Here is a 17,970-nt window from a genome sequence, read left to right as displayed (position 1 = left end):
AGCAAAAAAGCCCCGGATCGCTCCGGGGCTTTTTGCGTCACAGACCTGACGCTACAGACATCAGGCTTCGGTCTTCTGGAACAGCGACCCGCCCTTTTCAGCGGCATCGCGGCCCGGCAGCAGCAGATTGAGCAGCAGGCCAACCAGCGTCGCCAGCGCGATGTTGGAGATCTTGAAGGACTCACCCACCGTCAGTTCGACACCACCGATCCCGATCACCAGAATCACCGAGGCGATAATCAGGTTACGCTTGCGGCCGAAATCAAGGTGACGGTCCACCATCATCCGCAGGCCGGAAGAGGCAATGACGCCGAACAGCAGCATCGACACCCCGCCCATCACCGCCGTCGGGATGGTCTGGATCAGCGCCGACACACTGCCGAGGAAGCCGAACAGCACCGCCAGAACCGCCGCACCGCCGACAACCCACACCGACAGCACGCGGGTGATGGCGATGACGCCGATGTTTTCGCCATAGGTGGTCAGCGGCGGGCCGCCGAGGAAGGCCCCCAGCATGGTGCCCAGACCATCCCCCAGCAGCGAACGGTGCAGGCCCGGCTTGCGCAGGAAGTCACGTCCGGTCACTTTCGACAGCACCATCTGGTGACCAAGGTGCTCGGTGATGGTCACCAGCGCCACCGGAGCGATAATCAGGATTGCCGACAGCGACACGGTGAACGGCTGGTTGATGCCCGGCAGCACAAAATCAGGCATCGCGAACAGCGGCGCGGCCAGAACGGTGCTGAAATTCACCAGACCCAGCACCAGCGCCGCCACATAGCCGCTGACGATGCCGAACAGCACCGGCACCAGCGCCAGCACGCCCTTGAAGTACATGTTACAGGCGATAGTGATGACCAGCGTAAACAGCGCCACCCCCAGATGCACCAGCGAATAGGCCCCGGTGGCCGGATCATTCATCGCCATCTTCACTGCCACCGGGGCCAGCGACAGACCGATGCACATGATCACCGGCCCGATCACGATCGGCGGCAGCAGGCGCATCAGCCAGTCAATGCCCGAGGTGCGGATGAAAAAGGCCACCACCACAAACACCAGACCGGCGGTCATCGCCCCCACCATCGCCCCGGAGACCCCGGCAAGCTGGGTGGCGACAATGATCGGGGTGATAAAGGCGAAAGACGACCCCAGATAAGCCGGGATCTGCGCCTTGGTCAGCGCAATATACAGCAGGGTGCCGATACCGCTGGACACCAGCGCCACCGACGGATGCAGCCCGGTCAGGAACGGCACCAGAATGGTGGCGCCGAACATGGCGAACAGGTGCTGCGCCGACAGCGGCAGCCATGCCGCCGCCCGGGGGCGGTCGTGAATATCATAAATAAAGTCGTGCTCGGACGGGCCCTGTCCCGCCGCGCCCTTCGGCGCCGGAGTCTCAGCGGTCATTCTGCGTATGCTTTCCCTGTTTTTCGCTGTGATACGCTATCACACAAAATCGCAACGATTTACGCCGCCGGGGCAGAGAAGGCAAGCGGCGTCATCGCCCTTGCCGGGCGCGGCCCGCCGTGCAATTCTGTCTGTTCTCCGACTGTTACTTTATAACACAGACAGAAGACCATGACTGACCACACGCTGACTCTGTTCAATTCCTATGGCCGCGAGCTTCAGGCCTTCGCGCCGATTGATCCGAATGCCGTGCGGCTCTACAGCTGTGGTCCCACCGTCTATAACTATGCCCACATCGGCAACCTGCGGGCCTATGTGTTCGTCGATACCCTGCGCCGGACGCTGGCGTGGAAGGGGTATAACGTCACCCACGTCATCAACATCACCGATGTCGGCCATCTGACCTCTGACGCCGACGAAGGCGACGACAAGATGGAAAAGGCCGCCGCCCAGCAGCAGCGCACGGTGTGGGACATTGCCGAACACTACACCACCGCGTTCAAGACCGACCTGACCCGCCTGAACATCCTGCCGCCGTCGCTGTGGTCGAAGGCCACCGACCACATTCAGGAAATGATCGCCTTCGCCGAAACGCTGGAACAGAACGGCGTCACCTATGCGCTGGACGACGGCCTGTATTTCGACACCTCGAAGGTGGCGGACTACGGCAAGCTCGGCCTGCTGGATCTGGACGGGCAGGAAGCCGGTAAGCGCGTCTCCGCCGGTGGCAAACGTAACCCGTCGGATTTTGCGGTGTGGCGGCGCAGCCCGACCGACAAACAGCGCCTGATGGAATGGCATGCCCCGTGGGGCATCGGCGCGCCCGGCTGGCATCTGGAATGCTCGGTGATGTCGGCCAAGTATCTGGGCGACCGCTTTGACATCCACACCGGCGGCATCGACCACCGGCAGGTTCACCACTGCAACGAAATCGCCCAGAATCAGGCCCACAGCGCCTGTGATCATCCGGGTGCCAACTGGTGGATGCACAACGAATTCCTCGTGCTGCGCAGCGATGGCGACGAAGGCGAGAAGATGTCCAAGTCCAAGGGCAACTTCCTGACCCTGCAATCGCTGATCGACCGCGGCATCCACCCGCTGGCCTACCGGCTGTTCCTGCTGACGGCCTCCTACCGTTCCAACCTCGAATTCTCGTGGGATGCGGTGGCGGCGGCGCGGTCGAACCTGCGGCGGATGCTGCTGCGGGTCGCCCGCCTGCGTGAAGAGGTCGGCCCGGCGGCTGACCGCTGGCTGAAAATCGCGGCGGAAGCGAAGTTCCAGAGCGGCGGGCCGTTCACCTACCTGCGGCGGGAGCTGGAGGCCGGGCTGTCACCGAAGGCCGCCGGTTACATTGATGCCCTTGATGCCGCCCTGTCCAACGACCTGCACACCCCGGATGCGCTGGTGGCGCTGGGCCGTCTGCTCGATGACAAGAAGCTGGCGGCGGAAGAAGCCCTGCGGCTGGCCTGCCTGTTTGACCTGACCCTCGGGCTGGCCCTGACCACCGTCAGCGCCGCCGATCTGGCGATCCGCCCGCAGTCGGCCACCATCACCGATGCCGAGATCACTGCCCTGATCGACCAGCGCACCGCCGCCCGCAAGGCCAAGGACTTTGCGGCCTCCGACGCCCTGCGCGACCAGCTTCTGGCGGCGGGTGTGGAAATCAAGGACACCCCGCAGGGGACTGACTGGGAATGGCGGGCGGTGTAATCCTGCCCGCCCTCTCCTCTTCAACCGCAACGCCCGCCCCTTCCGGCGGGCGTTGTTGTTTTGGGCTCAAAATCCATCTTGAAAAGAAACCGACCGGACGGTATGTTTTTAATGCCAACCGGAGACCCCCCATGCCACCATCAACGCTTACCCCAGCCCTGACCAGTGCCGCCGCCCCCTATGGCTGGCTGATCACCGCAATCCTGCTGGAAGTCGCGGGGACTGCCTGCATGGTCAAAACCGAACAGTTCAGCCGGCTGCTGCCCTCGGTGGCTATGGCGGCTTTTTATGCGCTGTCGTTCTATTGTCTGTCACAGGCCCTGAAAACAATCCCGGTCGGCATCGCCTATGCCTTGTGGGGCGGCATTGGCATTGCCCTGACCACACTGGCCGGGGTCGTGCTGTTCCGTCAGGCCCTGACTGCCGGAGCCGTCGCCGGTATCGGGCTGATCATTGCTGGCGTCGTGGTCCTGAATGTCTTCTCCCGCTCTTCCCTGCACGGATAACGCCCCATCATGAGCCTTGCCCACACCCGGAAGAAACAACCGGAACTGGTCCGCCGTACCATCCTTGACTGTGCCGGGCAGGTCATCGCCGAACACGGCATGGCGGGCCTGAGCATTCAGGCGGTGGCCGATGCCGCCGGTGTCAGCAAAGGCGGGGTCTTTCATCATTTCCCCAACCGGCAGGCCCTGATCGAAGCGATGCTCAACGATCTTCTCGAGCAGGGGGACCGCGACATTGATACCCTGATGGCAGCCGATCCGATTGCCTATGGTCGCTTTACCCGGGCCTACATCCGTCTGGTGCTGAGCGATGACAACCCGGACCGGACAGCCACGTCCATCGCGCTGGTTCAGGGATCGCTGTTTGATCCCCAGACCGGTGGCCTGTGGAACAGCTGGCTGCATGGCCGCCTGCACCGCCATGCGGAAACCGACAGTGATCCGGCGCTGGAAGTGCCCCGGCTCGCCGCCGACGGCGCATGGCTGATCACCTGCATTCAAGATGCCCTGCCCGATGCCCCGCACCCTGACTTCCTGCGCAGTCGCCTGCCCGCCCTGACGGAACGGCTTCTGGCCATGACCTACGGATCTAAATAGAAAACCCGGCCTGTCCGGGCCGGGTTTTTCCTGTGACACCGCTGCCGGTTCCGCCGGATCAGGCAACGCCTTCCATCGGCACCGCGTGCGCCTGTAGCCATGCCGTAAAATCGGGGGCCGACATCGGCTTGGCAAACAGATAGCCCTGTCCCAGCGCACAGTCCTGCTCCAGCAGGAAAGCGGCATGGGTATCGCTTTCAATCCCTTCCGCCACCGCTTCCAGCCCCAGCGTCTGCGCCATCGCGACGATGGTGCGGGTCAGGGCCCGGTCATCCGCATTGGTATCAAGATGCCGGACGAACGACTGATCAACCTTCAGGGTATTCAGCGGCAGCTGACGCAGATACGACAGCGAGGAATAGCCGGTGCCGAAATCGTCGATGGCGATGGCGACGCCCAGCTCACGGATTGCCGTCAGCACCTGTTTAGCCCGGCCCAGATCACGCAGCAGGGCGGTTTCGGTGATTTCCACTTCCAGCGCCCGCGACGGCAGGCCGGTCTGGCCCAGCACATGGGCGACCGTGCCCGGCAGGTTGGGTTCGTCAAACTGACGGCCCGAGACGTTGACCGCCACCGTCAGATCATAGCCCTGCTTCCGCCAGACCAGACAGTCAGCGCAGGATTGCCGCAGCACCCATTCCCCGATCGGCACAATCGCCCCGGTTTCCTCCGCCACCGGAATGAACTGGACCGGGGAGACAAACCCCAGCTCCGGGTGGGTCCAGCGCAGCAGCGCCTCCATCCCCACCACCCGGCGGTCAGCCAGACGCAGCTTCGGCTGATAGACCACCTGAAGCTGATTGCGTTCAATCGCCTTGCGCAGCTCGCGTTCCAGCACATGCTTGCGGTTGGCGGTCTCTTCCAGCGCCGTGGTATAGGCGGCAAAGTCATTTCCGGCCCGGCGGGCAGTAATCATCGCCAGCCCGGCCCGCTGCACCAGCCGGTCAGCATCACTGCCATCCTGCGGGTACTGGCAGGTACCAATCCGGGCATCAAGGATCAGCTCAACCGCATTGCAGCGCATCGGCACCCGGAAGAAATCCATGATCCGCCGGGCCCACTGATCAGCCGCCCCGTACGGGATGACAATCATGAATTCAGTGCCGCCCCAGCAACCGATCCGGGCGTCTTCCGGCAGCAGACCGCGCAGGCTTTCCGCACACTGGCGCAGTGCCGCTTCCCCCAGCACCGTCCCCAGCGCGTCAACCACGCCTTCCAGCCGCTCCACCGAGACCAGCAGCACACAGCCTTCCCCGGCGGCGGCCATCTCCACCATCCGCTCACGCAGGGCGGCGCGGTTGGGCAGACCGGTCAACAGATCATGGGTTGCCATAAAGGCCAGCTCGCGGGTCCGCTCGATCACCAGCTTTTCCAGCTGGGTGGCCTGCTCCCGCCGGTCATTGAACAGCAGCTTGGTTTCCAGGGTGTTGCGGATGCGGTGCAGCACCTCTGCCTGATCAAAGGGCTTGGACAGGGAATCCCGCGCCCCGCCGGCCAGCGCCCGCATCCGGGTCTCGTTATCCGTCTGGGCGGTCAGCACGATCACCGGCAGATAATCATCAACCCCGCTCATCAGGCGGGCCAGAACCTGATGGCCATCCAGCACCGGCATGCGGATATCGAGCAGCACCAGATCAGGGGGCGAGGCCAGCATAGCCTCCAGCGCCGCGACCGGATTTGTGTAACCGGCGACGTTGGTGAACCCGTCTTCCTCCAGCATCGCTTCCAGCAGAAGCACGTTGGTCGGGTTGTCGTCCAGTACGACAATCCGTGCGTCTTTCACCACCAAACCGGTTGCAGCCATCCCGGCTCTCTCCCTGCCGTTTATCGGGCAGTCTGCACGACAGTGTCAGCACTCTCCCCGCGGGCGATATCTACCAGAAGGGAATAAAAGTTCCCATTCTTTTCAACGTAAACCCGTCAGAGCAACCCCGTCATTACATCCCACCACAACCACACCCCACCCCCGGCGCTTGCCAGCCCGGTGTTGCACCGGCCTGTCACCCCCCGGGAAGACGGGCGGGGAACTACTGTTATACTGATATTTTTGTCATAGCCGACAGCCTTCTGTCTACGGACCAATCCAGCAGACATAAAAAACACCCCGCCCAAAACCCGGGCGGGGTGCTTTTAACCCTGAGACGACAAAGGCGGAGCAATCTTCCATCAGCAAGAGAAGACGGAAGGGCGCTCCGGCAACAGTCCGACCAAGCATGGTCTGCCTGATCAAAAAAGTGCCCTGTTTTCAGGAAGTCAGGGCACTTTCCGCGACAGTTCAGCGCCGCTCGGCCAGCAGCTGCGCCTCAACCACGGCCAGCGCGGTCATGTTCAGCAGACCGCGCACGGTGATCGACGGGGTGACGATATGGGCAGGATAGGCCATGCCGAGCAGGATCGGCCCGACATTCAGGCCATCCCCCAGCACCTTGACCATATTGAAGGCGATGTTGGCGGCATCAGCCGACGGCATCACCAGCAGGTTGGCTTCGCCCTTCAGGCGGCTGCCGGGGAAGATACGGTCGCGCAGATCCGCTGACAGGGCGGAGTCTGAATGCATTTCCCCTTCGATTTCCAGATCCGGGGCCCGTTCCCACACCAGATTCAGCGCGTCACGCATCCGCTGCGCCGATTCGCTGTTATCGGACCCGAAGTTGGAATGCGACAGCATGGCAATCTTCGGCTCGATGCCGAAGCGGCGCACTTCTTCCGCCGCCATGGTGGTGATGGCGGCCAGTTCCTCCGCCGACGGCTCGTGGTTGACGTAGGTATCGGTGATGAAGAAGGTCCCCTTCTCCAGAATCACCGCGTTCATCGCCGCACAGACAGAGACACCCGGGCGCAGACCCAGCACATCCTTCACCTGCTTCAGGTGGCCGCTGTACTTACCGGCGGTGCCGCAGATCATCGCCTCGGCCTCGCCCCGGCGCACCATCAGCGCCGCGAAAATGGTGGCGCTGGCCCGCACCGCGACGCGGGCATGGTCCGGCGATACCCCACGACGGCGCATCAGACGCCAGTAGGCGTCAGAGAAGTGGTGATAGCGCGGATCCCGGATGATCTCGACCACCTCGACATCCTCATCCGGGCGCATCCGCAGGCCCAGATCGGCGATCCGCTCAACGATCACCGCCCGGCGGCCGATCAGGATCGGGCGGGCCACACCTTCGTCCAGCGCTGCCTGCGCGGCCCGCAGCACGCGTTCGTCCTCGCCTTCGGCGAACACCACCCGCTTGGCGGCCTGACGGGCCTTTTCCATCACCGGGCGCATGGTCTGGCCGGACCGGAACACATACTGGCCCAGCTGTTCGCGATACAGCTTCAGATCGGCAATCGGGCGGGTGGCAATGCCGCTGTTCATCGCCGCCTCGGCCACCGCCGGGGCAATCACCTGAATCAGGCGCGGATCAAACGGCTTCGGCAGCAGGTATTGCGGCCCGAACACCAGATTTTCCCCGACATAGGCGCTGGCAACAACGTCAGAGGTTTCCGACCGTGCCAGCTCAGCAATCGCTTCGACACAGGCCAGCTGCATCGCCTTGTTGATGTCCTTGGCCCCCACATCCAGCGCGGCGCGGAAGATGAAGGGGAAGCACAGCACGTTGTTGACCTGATTGGGGTAATCAGACCGGCCCGTGGCGATGATGGCGTCATCGCGCACCTTCAGCACTTCATCGGGCATGATTTCCGGGGTCGGGTTGGCCAGCGCCAGCACCAGCGGCTGGGCCGCCATCGACGCCACCATCGCCCCGGTCAGCACCCCCGGGCCGGACAGGCCGAGGAACACATCAGCCCCGTCCATCGCCTGCGTCAGGGTGGTGTCAGACGGCAGATCAGACCGGCCATAGACCGCCTTATGCGGGTTCATATCCTCGTTCCGGCCCTCATAGACCAGACCAAACTTGTCGAACAGGGTGACGTTCTCACGCTTCAGCCCCATCTCGACCAGCAGGTTAAGGCAGGCAAGACCCGCCGCGCCGCCGCCGGTGGAGACCAGCTTAACCTGCGAAATATCCTTATTGACCAGATACAGGCCGTTACGCACCGCCGCGCCGACCACAATGGCGGTGCCATGCTGGTCATCATGGAACACCGGGATGCCCATCTTCTCGCGCAGGCGGCTTTCCACCTCAAAGCATTCCGGGGCCTTGATATCCTCGAGGTTGATCGCGCCGAAGGTCGGCTCCATCGCCGCGATGATCTGCACCATCTCGTCGGCGGTTTCGGCCTTGATCTCGATGTCGAAGGCATCAATCCCGGCGAACTTCTTGAACAGAACCGCCTTGCCTTCCATCACCGGCTTGGCTGCCAGCGGGCCAATCGCCCCCAGCCCCAGCACCGCCGAGCCGTTGGTGACCACCGCCACCATATTGCCCCGGCCGGTCACCTCATAGGCCGCAGCCTCATCATCGACAATCGCCCGGCAGGCAGCGGCAACCCCCGGAGAATATGCCAGCGCCAGATCGCGCTGGGTCGCCAGCGGCTTGGTGGCAGCAATGGCGATCTTACCCGGACGGGGCTGGCGGTGATACTGCAGGGCCAGATCGTCAAGGTTCTCGCTGTGGATCTTCATGGTCGGGTCGCCCGTTACGGAAGGGAGTCGGAAAGGAATGCAGCAGACGTTCCGGCCCCACACGGTGGTGAAAACCGGCCATCCCCTGCCACAAAGCCGCAGGAACCCTGCGGAAGCAAAAGGATGCGCAGATTAATGAGATATCGCGCCCCTGAAAAGCGGGCAGTTCAAAAAACGATGGCAGCCATTACCCGATCCCCCCTGCCCGACGGGATCCGTCCCGTCTGGCGTACCTGTTTTCAACGGTTTGGGAAATATGGGAAAAGCCGCATTTTGCGCCTGCAATATTCTGCGGCAACGCACCACAACAGTCTATCCGGGCAACAGATCCTGCCACGACTCGGCAGGCGGGCCGCAGACTCCTGCATAGAAAAGGGGCCAGATCATCAGACCCGGCCCCTTCCCCCGCCCCGTTAGACCGGGGCAGCTTTCTGGACGTATTTCCTCACATCCCGATGGCAGAATAACACCGGGAATCACCAGACCGGCTCAGGCCCTCAGGCCTGACGGCGGCGCAGCGCCGACCAGGCGGCAACCATCACCGCCATGCCCAGCGCGCTTTTCAGCACGGTGGCAGCCAGGAACGGGGTCACGCCGACGGCGATCGCCTTTTCCAGCCCCATCAGGGACGACAGCCACGCCACGCCGAACACGAAGATCAGGGCATGACCGGCAGACATCGCCACAAAGGCCTTCAGCGGCGACCGGTCCCAGCCACGCTCGGCCAGCAGACCGATCATCGCGGCGGCAGCCACAAAGCCGACCAGATACCCGGCGGTCGGGCCCATCATGTAAGCCGGACCGGCAATGGCCCCGGCGAACACCGGCAGACCGGCCAGCCCCTGCGCCAGATAGGTCAGCACCGACGCGACGGCGAGGCGGGAGCCATAGGCCATGCCCAGAACCAGCACAACAAAGGTCTGCATGGTCATCGGCACCGGCCAGAACGGCACCTGCACCTTGGCAGACGCCGCCAGCAGCAGGGACCCCAGCACCACGGCGCCCACCTTGGCGGCAACACCGGAGGACGGCAGCACCGCAGACAGCAGCGACGGGGTCTTGGCAACGGAAAGGGTCATTTCACACCTCTCGGGGGAGTCTTACAGAAGAAAACAGACCACAGGGACCCTGAAGGACCGGCCGGGTAAGGGGGGCCGGGTGACCGAACCCCGGGAACGGCAGAGTGCCGCTCCCGGGGCCGGAAAAGCCTGACGCATCCGGCGTATCAGGCTGACCGCATCCTTTTGCAGGGTCAGACGGCAGGATCAGGCGAACTCGATGATGATCTGGTCCACCGCCAGCGATCCGCCGGCAGCAGCGTGGATCTTCTTGACGGTGCCGTCCTGCTCGGCGCGCAGCAGGTTTTCCATCTTCATCGCTTCGATGACGGCCAGCTTTTCGCCCGCCTTCACCTCCTGCCCTTCCGCCACGTCGATGCTGACCAGCAGGCCCGGCATCGGCGACAGAAGATACTTCGACATATCCGGCGGCAACTTGACCGGCATCAGCTGATCGTAGGCGGCAGCCTGCGGGCTGAACACCTTCAGGTCAGCCAGCGCCCCCTGCGTGGACAGCACATAGCCGTTGCTGCCCTTGCGGTCAACCTGCACCACCACGTCCCGCTCATCGACGGTGCCCAGCCACAGGTAGTCACCAAAGGCCCAGTCGCCCGACACCTTGTGTTTGCTACCGCCGACGGTGACGACAGAGCCCCAGCCGTCGTCGTCCGGATCATTGGCGATGCTGACCGGCTCATAGCGCTCTTTCGAGAAGCGGACCACGTACTTGGTGCCGACTTCGCGCTCGTACCCGCGCATCTGGCCGGAGATCATCGCCTCACGTTCCTGCACCTGCCGGTGGATCACCGCAGCGACGCAGGCCAGCACGGTCGGATCTTCCGGCGGCAGGTCGGCGGCGTTGAAGCCGTGCGGATATTCCTCGGCGATGAAGTTGGTGGTCAGACGGCCATCCACAAAGCGCTGCTTGCCCAGCAGCGACGCCAGGAACGGAATGTTGTGCGACACCCCGCGGATATAGAACTCATCCAGCGCCCGGCGCATCGCGGCAATGGCGGTGTTCCGGTCCGGCCCGTAAGTCACCAGCTTGGCGATCATCGGGTCATAGTACATGGAGATTTCGCCGCCATCATACACGCCGGTATCGACGCGCACGGTGTCGGACTCATCGGGCGGCTGATAGTGGACCAGACGGCCGGTGGACGGCAGGAAGTTGCGGTACGGGTCTTCCGCATAAATGCGGCTTTCCATCGCCCAGCCGTTCAGCTGCACATCGCCCTGCCGGATGGTCAGCTTTTCGCCGTAGGCGATGCGGATCATCCATTCCACCAGATCGAGGCCGGTGATCAGTTCAGTCACCGGATGCTCCACCTGCAGGCGGGTGTTCATCTCAAGGAAATAGAAGTTGCGCTGACCGTCGACGATGAATTCAACGGTCCCGGCGGATTTGTACTGCACCGCCTTCGACAGGGCGACGGCCTGTTCGCCCATCGCCTTGCGGGTGGCCTCATCCAGAAACGGCGACGGCGCTTCTTCGATCACCTTCTGGTGACGGCGCTGGATCGAGCATTCCCGCTCGTTCAGGAAGATGCAGTTTTCGCCATCCGACAGCACCTGAATTTCGATGTGACGCGGCTGATCGACGAACTTCTCGATGAACACGCGGTCATCACCGAAGGAGGAGCGGGCTTCCGAGGTCGCACGCTCGAAGCCGTCGCGGGCTTCGTCGGCGTTCCACGCCACGCGCATCCCCTTGCCGCCACCGCCGGCAGAGGCCTTGATCATCACCGGATAGCCGATGTCATTGGCAATCTTCACCGCTTCATCGGCATCCTTGATGATGCCCATGTAGCCCGGCACCGTCGAAACCCCGGCGGCAGCCGCCAGCTTCTTCGAGGTGATCTTATCGCCCATCGCCTCGATGGCGTGGGCATCCGGGCCGATGAAGGCGATGCCGTTGTCAGCCAGCGCCTGCTGGAACAGCTTGTTTTCCGACAGGAAGCCATAGCCGGGATGCACCGCTTCCGCCCCGGTGTCCTTACAGGCCTGCACGATCCGGTCGATGACCAGATAGCTCTGGGCGCTGGGGGCCGGGCCGATAAACACCGCCTCATCGGCCATCTGCACATGCAGGGCCTCGCGGTCGGCTTCGGAGAACACGGCCACGGTCTTGATGCCCATCTTGCGGGCGGTCTTGATGACGCGGCAGGCGATTTCGCCACGGTTGGCGATCAGAATCTTTTTGAACATGGTGTGGTTCACCCTTTACGCATCAGGCCGTTAGAGCGGAATGTTGCCGTGCTTTTTCCACGGATTTTCCAGCTTTTTGTCGCGCAGCATCGCCAGCGAGCGGCAGATGCGGCGGCGGGTGCCATGCGGCATGATGACGTCGTCGATGAAGCCACGGGCCCCGGCGACGAACGGGTTGGCGAACTTCTGGCGGTATTCCTCGGTCCGCTCGGCGATCTTCTCGGCATCGCCGATATCCTGACGGAAGATGATCTCCACCGCGCCCTTCGGGCCCATCACGGCGATTTCCGCCTGCGGCCAGGCAAAGTTGACATCGCCGCGCAGATGCTTGGACGCCATCACGTCATAGGCCCCGCCATAGGCCTTGCGGGTGATGACGGTCACCTTCGGCACGGTGGCTTCGGCATAGGCGTACAGCAGCTTGGCGCCGTGCTTGATGATGCCGCCGTATTCCTGCGTGGTGCCCGGCAGGAAGCCCGGCACGTCAACGAAGGTGATCAGCGGAATGTTGAAAGCATCGCAGAACCGCACGAAACGGGCGGCCTTGCGGCTGCTGTCAATGTCAAGGCACCCGGCCAGCACCATCGGCTGGTTGGCGACGATACCGACGGTGGAGCCGTCCATGCGCCCGAAGCCGGTGATGATGTTCTTGGCATAATCCGGGGCGATTTCATAAAAATCGGCCTCGTCCACGACCTTCAGGATCAGCTCCTTCATGTCGTAGGGCATATTCGGGTTGGCCGGGATCAGCGTGTCCAGTGACGGGTCATCGCGGTTAGCCGGGTCCGACGTCGGCCGCACCGGCGGCTTGTCCTTATTGTTGGCAGGCAGGAAATCAACCAGACGGCGGATTTCCAGCAGCGCCTCAACATCGTTCTCGAACGACAGTTCCGACACGCCGGACTTGCTGGAATGGGTGACGGCGCCGCCCAGTTCCTCGGCGGTGACCACTTCGTGGGTCACGGTCTTCACCACGTCCGGCCCGGTGACGAACATGTAGGAGCTGTCCTTCACCATGGCGATGAAGTCCGTCATCGCCGGGGAATACACCGCCCCGCCCGCGCACGGGCCCATGATCACGGAAATCTGCGGGATGACGCCCGACGCCATCACGTTGCGCTGGAACACATCAGCGTACCCGGCCAGCGAGTCCACGCCTTCCTGAATGCGGGCCCCGCCCGAGTCATTCAGGCCGATCACCGGCGCGCCGACCTTCATGGCCTGATCCATGACCTTGCAGATCTTCTGCGCGTGGGTTTCCGACAGCGACCCGCCGAACACGGTAAAGTCCTGGCTGAACACAAACACCAGACGGCCGTTGATGGTGCCATAGCCGGTGATGACGCCATCGCCCGGCACCTTCTGGTCGGCCATGCCGAAATCGGTGCAGCGGTGCTCCTTGAACATATCCCACTCTTCGAAGGAGCCTTCGTCGAGGAGAAGATCAATGCGTTCCCGCGCGGTCAGCTTGCCCTTGGCATGCTGTGCGTCGATCCGGCGCTGGCCACCGCCCATCCGGGCCGCGGCCCGCTTGTTTTCAAGCTGCTGAATGATGTCGTACATGCAGGTTCCGTCCCCTACCGTGATCCCGGGCGCTTTTTCTGCCGCTTTTGCCCCCCGCACGGCAAGGTGCCGGAAGGGGGCGACGGGGTGCGCACAGGTGTTGTGCCAGCCGCCTGCGGGCGGGGGTCTCCCCCTCAGACGCAGGCAGTTGCGTAACCGTTGTATTCGCAAACGCAGCCAAGGAACAGAGCGCCCTTGACCGAAAAAGGGTAACATTGCAAAACTGTTCGCAATTGCTTTTGCCATTTTTGCAAAGTGTGTAAATTCCGGGGCCCCTGCCCCCTGTCTTCCCGCCGGAGCCGTGCGATGAAAAAGAAGCTGTTCCTGGGCTATAAACTGCGCCGCCTGCGGGAACAGCGGAACATGAGTCAGGCCGCCATGGCCCGCCTGCTTGACCTGTCGCCGAGCTATCTCAACCAGCTTGAAAACAACCAGCGCCCGCTGACGGTGGCAGTCCTGCTGCGCATCGCGCAGGAGCTGGAAGTCGATGTCGCCACACTGGCCGAGGATGAAGAGGCCCGCCTTGTCTCTGACCTGCGGGAAACCCTGTCCGACCCGCTGTTTAACGGCGACCCGCCCAGCACGACGGAGCTGCGCACGCTGGCCAGCATGTCGCCGGAAGTGGCGCGGCGGGTGCTGTCGCTGTATCAGGCCTACCAACAGCTGAACGAGCGCCTGCAGGCCATGGCCGATGACCTGCACAACCACGGGCAGGACGAAACCACCGGCAACCCCCACTTTCCGTATGAAGAGGTGCGGGACTATTTTTACTACTGCAATAACTACTTCTCCCCCCTCGACGAGGCGGCGGAGGCACTGGTGGAACGCGAAGGCTTCACCATCGGCGACATGACGCAGGACCTGTCGCTGTACCTGAAGATGAAGCACGACGTCCGGGTGCGGCTGGTGTCAGAAGATGATCTGGCGATGCGGCGGTTTGATCCCGCCACCGGCACCCTGCACATGTCCGCCCTGCTCGACGGGCCCAGCCGCACCTTCCATCTGGCCCATCAGATCGCCCTGATCGGCTTTGGCGGCGTGATTGAGGATCTGGTCAATGCCGCCAACCTGTCATCGGATGATGCGCGCTCGATCTGCCGGGTCGGTCTGGCCAACTACTTCGCCGGGGCGCTGGTGATGCCCTACTCCCGCTTCCTGCGGGCGGCGCGGGAAGTGCGCCACGATATCGAAGTGCTGCAAAGCCGCTTCGGCACCAGCTTCGAGCAGGCCTGCCACCGCCTGTCCACCCTGCAACGCCCCGGTCACAAGGGGGTGCCGTTCTATTTCGTGCGTGTTGACATGGCCGGGAACATCACCAAACGCCATTCCGCCACCCGCCTGCATTTCGCCCGCTTCGGCGGCACCTGCCCGAAATGGAATGTCCACGAGGCCTTCGCCCAACCGGGGAAGATTCTGGTGCAGATGGCGAAGATGCCCGATGACACCCCCTATATCTGCGTGGCCCGCACCGTCACCAAGGGCGGCGGCGCGTTTCTGAAACCCAGCCGCCAGTTTGCCGTCGGTCTGGGGTGCGAGGTGTCCTACGCCGCCGACGTCGTTTATGCCGATGCGGTTGATGTTAATGCGCAGGCCACTGCGGTGCCGATCGGGGTCAACTGCCGCATCTGTGAACGCACCGACTGTCAGCAGCGGGCCTTTCCGCCGATCGGCAGCCGGGTCAGCGTTGACTCCAACAACCGCAGCTTTGTCCCCTACCTGTTTGCCTGACGGCCATCCTGACCGGATGGTTGTCAGCCGTAATTGTCAGACAGTCGCACCCAATTCTGACAGAAACCCAGTCCCGCAGATGCATATAGACTTTTTCGCATCTTCCGTAAAACCCCGTCTTCCTACAGGCTTACGCTATCAGTGCTATGCAGCAATTCAGTAAAATCCGATGCGTTTATGCGTGTTATCTGTAAGATGACGAAGCAATGAAGTAAGAGAAGCCAATATAAAAACTCTATCACTTACTCCCTTTGACAGACCCTGCGGGTCGGCTATACCGATATTGCTGATAAGCAATGTGCGAGTCGTACATCCCAACGATGACAGCCCGCACAGCAATAAATGCCAAAACCGGCACACCAAACAAAAGAAACGTCCTCAGAGATTCAAAACGTTTTAAGGGTCGGCAGGGGGTTGGCACCTGATCTCCTCCGTCGGCCCGCACAGGAGAGGCCGCCGAATGGTCCAGTGGATGTCACGCTTTAAGGTCACGACCCGCATCGTGGCCGCTTTCGCAGCTTTGCTGCTGTTTATCGCCGCGCTGGCCGCCCTGTTTTACGTGGTCGGCAACAAGACCAGCCGCCAGATGGCCATTTATCAGGCGACCGCCCGCGATACGCTGGCCGTGGCCGAGGTGGCCTCTGACGTCGGGCAGATGCGCCGCGATGTGCTGTCCTTCGTGTTCGCCAACATCAATGCCGATGCCGAAAAGGTTCTGCAGGGCCGGGTGCGGATTGAGGAACGGCTGAACAGCCTGATCGCCGCCAGCACCGATGAGGGCCGCACGACCCGGTACCAGCAGATGCTGGATCTGCTGAACTCCTACACCAACACCTTCATCGAGGCCCGCGACCTGAAGCAGAAGCGGGAGAAGATGTTTGAGGATGGTATCGGCGCCCTTGGGCCCCGCACCACCAAACTGCTGGGCTATCTGGTCGATGGCAGCATTCAGGCGTCGGACATGACCAACGCCGTGACCGCCGCCCGCGCCCGGGAAGCCTTCGAGCAGTCCCGGGTGGCCTCCCTGCGGTTCATGAACAATCCGGGGCGCGGCCTGAGCGAGGTTGCCCTGCGCCAGATCGGTGACTTCAACGAAAGGACCACCCGCCTGACCAAAGACCTGGCAGGCAACCCCAACATGCTGAAGCTCGCCAACGACGTGAACGAGCTGGCCCAGCGCTATAAGACCCAGTTTGCCGAAATCTCGGTGATCGCCATCAAGGGGCAGGAGCTGGTGACCGGCCCGATGATTGTGGCTGCCGACCAGTTCAACACCCTGGCGCAGGAAATGCTGCAGGATGGCATGTCCCGGATGGAACAGGTGGAAACGGAAACCACCCGGGTTCTGGCCTCCACCCTCGTGCTGGTGCTGGTGCTGGCCGCAACCGCCCTTGGTGCGGGCACGGTGTTTGCCGTGGTGATCGCCACCGGGATTGCCCGGCCGCTGAAAGCGATGACCAGCGCCATGCAAAGACTGGCCGCCAACGATCTGGCCACGCCGATCCCCGCCACCACCCTGCGCGATGAAATCGGGCAGATGGCTGCCGCGCTGGTGGTCTTCAAAGACAATATGAACGAGACCGCCCGCCTGCAGGAACAGCAACGGCAGGAAAACGAGGCCCGGCTGGCGCGTGCCAACCGTATGGCAGACCTGACACAGGGCTTTGATTCTGCGGTCGGCGGACTGCTGGAAAGCATCACCGCCGCCACCGCCACGCTGGACACGACGGCACAGGGCATGTCCTCCATCGCCGACCGCACCAGCCAGCAGGCCAGTTCCGCCACCGGCACCGCCACGGAAGTTTCGGCAAACGTGCAGACCGTCGCCAGCGCGGCGGAGCAGCTTGGCGCCTCTATCCGTGAAATCAGCCGTCAGGTACAGGACTCCTCTGACAAATCCGCCGCCGCCGCAGAGCGGGCAACCGATGCCAGCGCCGTTATTGAAGGGCTGGAAAGTGCCGCCTCCTCGATTGGTCAGGTGGTCGATCTGATCACCGCCATTGCCGACCAGACCAACCTGCTGGCCCTGAATGCCACCATCGAAGCCGCCCGCGCCGGAGATGCCGGTAAAGGCTTTGCCGTGGTTGCCAACGAAGTGAAGAGTCTGGCCAACCAGACCAGCAAGGCCACCGACCAGATCCGGACTCAGATCGGTCTGATTCAGGAAGAAGTCACCCGCGCCGCCCACGCCATTGACGAAATCGTCGAGGTCGCCCGCGAAGCCAGTGCCATCGCCTCTTCCATCGCCGGGGCGGTGGAGCAGCAGAGTGCGGCGACGCAGGAAATCTCGCTGAACGTCCAGCAGGCGGCCTCAGGGACCGGTGTTGTCTCCGACACCATCGAAACGGTCAGTCAGGCCGCGCAAGAAACCGGCGTGGCATCGGAAGACGTGCTCGGGGCCTCACGCAACCTGAATCTGGAGGCGGAACGCCTGCGGGCACTGGTGATGGACTTCCTGCGGGACGTGCGGGCGGTGTAACCGTCTTTTCAGCCTGCTGCCCTGCCACCCTTTCTCTGTCTTTTTATGACTGCCCCGCAGATGTGTTGCGGGGCAGTCAATCTTTCAGCACCTCCATTGCGAGCATTAGCATTTTCATCAACAGTCAGAAGGCTCCCCCCCGCC

11 protein-coding genes are annotated in these 17,970 nt (G+C 62.8%); 5 read left to right on the top strand and 6 right to left on the bottom strand.

Features of this window, described 5'->3' with window-relative positions:
- Nucleotides 1–60 precede the first annotated feature (60 nt).
- Entirely contained in the window at nucleotides 61–1,407 is a 1,347-nt protein-coding gene (locus G365_RS0104840; protein WP_019644378.1) for a solute carrier family 23 protein, read from the bottom strand.
- A 171-nt stretch (nucleotides 1,408–1,578) separates the two neighbouring features.
- On the opposite strand from G365_RS0104840, the gene cysS reads away from it, so the two are divergent.
- From cysS to G365_RS0104825, 3 genes are all read left to right on the top strand, one after another.
- On the top strand, nucleotides 1,579–3,117 hold the full coding sequence (gene cysS, locus G365_RS0104835; protein WP_019644377.1) for a cysteine--tRNA ligase: 1,539 nt from the start codon (nucleotides 1,579–1,581) through the stop codon (nucleotides 3,115–3,117).
- Between the two features lie 131 nt (nucleotides 3,118–3,248).
- On the top strand, nucleotides 3,249–3,623 hold the full coding sequence (locus G365_RS0104830) for a DMT family transporter (protein WP_019644376.1): 375 nt from the start codon (nucleotides 3,249–3,251) through the stop codon (nucleotides 3,621–3,623).
- A gap of 9 nt (nucleotides 3,624–3,632) precedes the next feature.
- Nucleotides 3,633–4,220, top strand: a complete 588-nt coding sequence (locus tag G365_RS0104825; RefSeq protein ID WP_019644375.1) for a TetR/AcrR family transcriptional regulator — start codon at nucleotides 3,633–3,635, stop codon at nucleotides 4,218–4,220.
- A gap of 58 nt (nucleotides 4,221–4,278) precedes the next feature.
- On the opposite strand, the gene G365_RS20375 is transcribed toward G365_RS0104825, so the two are convergent.
- The 5 genes from G365_RS20375 to G365_RS0104800 all read right to left on the bottom strand — a co-directional run bounded on the left by G365_RS20375 (nucleotide 4,279) and on the right by G365_RS0104800 (nucleotide 13,619).
- The gene (locus G365_RS20375; protein WP_019644374.1) at nucleotides 4,279–6,024 is read right to left on the bottom strand and encodes a putative bifunctional diguanylate cyclase/phosphodiesterase; all 1,746 of its coding nucleotides are present in this window, start codon (nucleotides 6,022–6,024) and stop codon (nucleotides 4,279–4,281) included.
- Nucleotides 6,025–6,495: 471 nt separating this feature from the next.
- Nucleotides 6,496–8,790 (bottom strand): NADP-dependent malic enzyme, encoded by a 2,295-nt coding sequence (locus G365_RS0104815; protein ID WP_019644373.1) that lies wholly within the window; start codon nucleotides 8,788–8,790, stop codon nucleotides 6,496–6,498.
- Between the two features lie 497 nt (nucleotides 8,791–9,287).
- Nucleotides 9,288–9,869: a biotin transporter BioY gene (locus G365_RS0104810; RefSeq protein ID WP_019644372.1), complete on the bottom strand. Its 582-nt coding sequence runs from the start codon at nucleotides 9,867–9,869 to the stop codon at nucleotides 9,288–9,290.
- 186 nt (nucleotides 9,870–10,055) lie between these two features.
- Nucleotides 10,056–12,056 carry an acetyl-CoA carboxylase biotin carboxylase subunit gene (locus G365_RS0104805; protein WP_019644371.1) on the bottom strand — a complete coding sequence of 667 codons (2,001 nt, stop codon included), beginning with the start codon at nucleotides 12,054–12,056 and terminating at the stop codon, nucleotides 10,056–10,058.
- Between the two features lie 30 nt (nucleotides 12,057–12,086).
- Nucleotides 12,087–13,619, bottom strand: a complete 1,533-nt coding sequence (locus tag G365_RS0104800) for an acyl-CoA carboxylase subunit beta (protein WP_019644370.1) — start codon at nucleotides 13,617–13,619, stop codon at nucleotides 12,087–12,089.
- Between the two features lie 306 nt (nucleotides 13,620–13,925).
- On the opposite strand from G365_RS0104800, the gene G365_RS0104795 reads away from it, so the two are divergent.
- Together G365_RS0104795 and G365_RS22710 are read left to right on the top strand one after the other, a co-directional pair.
- The gene (locus tag G365_RS0104795) at nucleotides 13,926–15,347 is read left to right on the top strand and encodes a helix-turn-helix domain-containing protein (protein ID WP_019644369.1); all 1,422 of its coding nucleotides are present in this window, start codon (nucleotides 13,926–13,928) and stop codon (nucleotides 15,345–15,347) included.
- A 460-nt stretch (nucleotides 15,348–15,807) separates the two neighbouring features.
- Nucleotides 15,808–17,826, top strand: a complete 2,019-nt coding sequence (locus tag G365_RS22710; RefSeq protein WP_019644368.1) for a methyl-accepting chemotaxis protein — start codon at nucleotides 15,808–15,810, stop codon at nucleotides 17,824–17,826.
- The last annotated feature ends 144 nt before the right edge of the window (nucleotides 17,827–17,970 follow it).

It is taken from the genome of Novispirillum itersonii subsp. itersonii ATCC 12639 (genome assembly GCF_000381985.1).
Taxonomy (GTDB): domain Bacteria; phylum Pseudomonadota; class Alphaproteobacteria; order Rhodospirillales; family Rhodospirillaceae; genus Novispirillum; species Novispirillum itersonii.
This window is presented reverse-complemented; position numbering and strand designations above follow the sequence as displayed.